We start from the raw sequence: 865 nt of genomic DNA, 5'->3' as shown, positions 1-865 counted from the left end.
TCCATACGCTTCACCTCGACCATCGTAGGATCCAGTTCCAGCAGCAGTGCGATGTCCTTACGCAGATCGTGTGGGTTCTGCGTGCCTGACCATAGTGTCGCCTGCCCGTTGCGCACCTCGGCTACCGCACAGGAAGGACCGATAGAGGCATGAAGTTGATAAGGCCAGACGTAGTCGGCATCAACGGCGACATGTCGGTTCTTCAGCGCGCTGTCAGTGCCTGCGTCGTCACGCAGTACGCGCGGGGTTTTCTCACAATTGGCCAGCGTGTCATGCAGCTGGTCCAGTCCCAGTGCAGGCAGTCCGGCCCAGGGCTTCCAGTTCACCTTTAGCGCGTACATCGCGGCAATCGCCTGCTCTTCACGCAAGGCGACAATGCCGACAAAATCCTTAATCACCACAATCTTCACGATACCCGGAAGATGGGCAACAGAATGCTCATCGATCGAAATCAGACTGTGTCCCAGCGGGGCACTGCTGTCAGCACCGCCATAAGGCGGGCGAACCACGCGGCCATGCAGCATTCCGGGTATGCGAAAATCGTGAACCCAGGTCAGTTTGCCACTCACTTTTGCCGGAATATCCACGCGCGCCACCGATTTACCGGTATAGCGGTTCGCGCTATTCAGCGGGATAGTGGTGTCCAGGGGTAAATGGGTGTCTTTATCCTGAGCCAGTTGACCATAGCTCAGGCGTCGATCCGGGTGCTGGCGGTCAATCACCCAGCCCGCATCGGTATACACCTGGCTCGCGGAAAGATTCATGGCTTTTGCCGCCAACAGCATAAGCTGCTGACGCAACTGGCTGGCTGCCTGGCGAATTGGGATCGCCGTGACCTGTAATGTGGCGCTGGCAATCGTCGGAC

The 865-nt window shown here is 57.9% G+C and carries 1 protein-coding gene; it reads right to left on the bottom strand.

The window, feature by feature from the left end:
- The coding region (locus WH277_RS01555; protein WP_339503977.1) for a molybdopterin cofactor-binding domain-containing protein at window positions 1-865 on the bottom strand (865 nt) is incomplete at both ends.

Source organism: Erwinia sp. MYb416 (assembly GCF_037479575.1).
Taxonomy (GTDB): Bacteria; Pseudomonadota; Gammaproteobacteria; order Enterobacterales; family Enterobacteriaceae; genus Erwinia; species Erwinia rhapontici.
This window is presented reverse-complemented; position numbering and strand designations above follow the sequence as displayed.